The sequence below is a fragment of the Synechococcus sp. R3-13 genome (genome assembly GCF_047462195.1).
Taxonomy (GTDB): domain Bacteria; phylum Cyanobacteriota; class Cyanobacteriia; order Thermostichales; family Thermostichaceae; genus Thermostichus.
Genome location: NZ_JANSIO010000105.1, coordinates 1 through 2,658 on the forward strand (window position 1 = coordinate 1; position 2,658 = coordinate 2,658).

Below are 2,658 nucleotides of genomic sequence, written 5' to 3' on the forward strand. Positions count from 1 at the left end.
GTTCAGCAGTGTTCAGCGTAAATGTATCAGGTGCTATGCCTACGGCACCTCATACTGCTACCTACTGCTACGCAATGCTTATGGGAACGGGAACCGCACCGCTTTCTCAAGGCTGGGCAAGGATAGGGCGACCTCAGGGATCCCTGAGCAGCACCGTCCCGGTCACCACAGCGCTTTGACCCAACCGGTCGAAGACCCGCAAGCTGAGCAGGTAGGAGCCGGGCACCAAGCTTAGGGGAGGGCGAATGCGGAAGCGGGTTGTACAGAACACCTCTCCAGACACACAATTCACCTGGGCTGCCGATAGCGTCTGCACCTCGATCCCTGACCACGACACCTGAAACGCCAGCTCCGCCGGGATCCGCCCCGGCACCGATACCGAGACCCCCAGCTCCAAAAAGCCGTTCCGATTCACCACAGAAGGGATATCGCTGCTGGTGATCAAAGGCGGCAGCGGAGTACTGGCCGTCAGCGCATCGGCACCACAACCGACCAAGGCCACGCCCAGCAGGCCCAGCACCCATCCCCAAGGTTTGGATCCCAGCTTCATCACAGGGTTCATCTGAAAACTCACCTTCTCAGTATAGAGGGCGGGGGCAACAGAGTTAGTGTTGGTTCTGGGAAAAGCTAAAAATTTACACTACAGATAGTGGCGAGCTAGATTTTCATCCAGACCATCTGCTACAGTAAGGCCCATAACCTGTCGAGCAGCCTGGATATGGAAGGGGAAGAGGAGCTAAAAGCCTTGCGGGCGCGGGTGCGCAACCTAGAGCGATCCCTCGCCGAATCGGAAGCGCTGTCATTGCAGCAGATTGAGTGCATCCATCGCCTGGAACATCAACTGCTGGAAGCACAGGCCCAGATTCAAGAGCGGGATCAAGCTTTGCAAGCGTGTCAAGAGGAGAAAGCGCGGCTGGCCCAGCGCCCTACCCCAGAGGCTTTTCAGCTTCAGCAACAGCACATCGAAGAACTGCAGAATCTCCTGTGGGAAATGGAGCGCCGTCCAACGCTGGAGCACTACCACATTCTGCAGCAGCAGTTGCAAACCAGTCAGACGGAAATTGAAACCCTCAAGGCGGAATTGCAGCGGCGCGTCGATCCGGCCCGATTTTACCAACTGCAGCAGGAGCTCCTGGAGCTGAAACAGCAGGCCAACCAATTGGGAGAATATGCCGTCAAGTTGCCGCAGGTGCAGCTTTTGCAAGCCCAACTGCAGCTCCGTGTACAGCAGCTAGAGGAGGAAAAAGCACAATTGCAAGCGCAAATCCAAGAGTTGGCTGCTCGACCTTCTGCACAAGAACTGGAAACCCTACGGGCGGAGCTAGAGGCTGCCCACCGCCAAGCGGAAGCCGAATGGCAGCGTTTGAAGACCCATCTGGAAACCGAAAAGGCACACATGGAAGCTGACCTGAACACCGCCCGGCAACGTATTCGCGAATTGGAAGAGCGCCCTACCCCAGAGCAATGGGCACACTTGCAGGCGGAGCTGGATCATCTGCGCCAACAAGCCTCTTTTGCCAAGGCCGAGCGGGCCACCTTGCTGGAAGAGCTGCAGCAGAGTCAGCGGCAGCAGGCCGAGCAAGCCCAACAGATTGCCAAGCTGGAAGCGGAAGCAGCCCAGGCCGCTCACCTCAGGGAAACAGAGTCCTCACAGGCGCAGCGAATCCTTGCCCTGGAGGAGCAGGTGCAGGCTTTGACCCGCGAGCTTGGTGCTTTGCGAGCCGAGCGGGATCAGCTCATGCAAGAGTTGGCCCAGCGTCCCACCCTTGCCCAGTGGCAGGAAGTTCAGCAGCAGGTGCAGGACACCCGAGAAAGCCTGGAAGCAGCCCGGCGGGGGCGAGAACTGGCCGAGGCCCATCATCTGGTCAGCCAAAAGCAAATCGAGAAGTTGCAGGAGCAGGTGATGGCTTTGAAAACCGAGTGTGTGCAGGCCCACGCCTACGCGCAAACCCAAGAAAAGGAAGTGGCCCTGCTGCAGCAGCGCAATCAAGAACTGGAAGAGCAACTGGCCACACTGCGTCAGTCGGCCTCCGCTTCCTCTCAGCCAGCGGTTGTCGAGCCCAGGTCGAATCATCGGGCCCAGGAACGGATTCCTGCCGCGGCTGACGAGTCTGCTCCTTCCCCGGCCACCACCTGGAGAACACCCACCACAGGGATCCCGCCGCTCACTTTGGAAGAGCGGGAAGAAAGTGCTCCACACCGCTGGCGCGAACGGGCGGAAAAGCTCCTGAAACGCTCCGCTTTGGCCGCTTCACAGGCAGGGACGGAAACGGGCGGTCGTAGCCGGATTGAGTTGCCGGCTTTTGTGCAGCGGCGGCCCTACTGAGGGCTCCATTCTCGGGGATCCAACCGTTCTCCAGCTTGAAAACGAGGCCAAGCCCAGCGCAACAGGGCTCCCAGCTGGGCATGAAACCGCTCTGGGGCAAATTGCAGAGCATGGGCCCGAATCCGCTGCGGATCCCATTCCTGTCGATCCGCCTGCCGCAGCCCTTCCACCAGCGCTTCCACACTGGCCTCGGGAATGAGGATGCCGGTTTGGCCGTGGATGACCGTCTCTTGGGCACCTCCCCGGTTGAGGGCAACCACGGGGCGGCCGCAGGCCTGGGCCTCCACTGCCACTAGGCCAAAATCCTCCTCCCAGGGGAACAGCAGCAGCCG

The 2,658-nt window shown here is 59.8% G+C and carries 3 protein-coding genes; 1 reads left to right on the plus strand and 2 read right to left on the minus strand.

The window, feature by feature from the left end; all coding sequences use genetic code 11:
* Window positions 1-133 precede the first annotated feature (133 nt).
* Window positions 134-562: a hypothetical protein gene (locus NW856_RS03560; RefSeq protein WP_414399118.1), complete on the minus strand. Its 429-nt coding sequence runs from the start codon at window positions 560-562 to the stop codon at window positions 134-136.
* A gap of 156 nt (window positions 563-718) precedes the next feature.
* Here NW856_RS03560 and NW856_RS03565 point away from each other — a divergent pair, with 156 nt between their 5' ends.
* Window positions 719-2,326: a hypothetical protein gene (locus NW856_RS03565; RefSeq protein ID WP_414399119.1), complete on the plus strand. Its 1,608-nt coding sequence runs from the start codon at window positions 719-721 to the stop codon at window positions 2,324-2,326.
* On the opposite strand, the gene NW856_RS03570 is transcribed toward NW856_RS03565, so the two are convergent.
* A partial coding sequence (locus tag NW856_RS03570) for a glycosyltransferase (RefSeq protein WP_414399121.1) occupies window positions 2,320-2,658 on the minus strand: 339 nt, incomplete at its 5' end. The two genes, NW856_RS03565 and NW856_RS03570, sit on opposite strands and share 7 nt — an antisense overlap.

What these genes read in the sequence shown, in the direction of transcription:
- NW856_RS03560 (WP_414399118.1), bottom strand. Translation starts at nt 562, where the DNA reads ATGAACCCTGTGATGAAGCTGGGATCCAAACCTTGGGGATGGGTGCTG.
- NW856_RS03565 (WP_414399119.1), top strand. Translation starts at nt 719, where the DNA reads ATGGAAGGGGAAGAGGAGCTAAAAGCCTTGCGGGCGCGGGTGCGCAAC.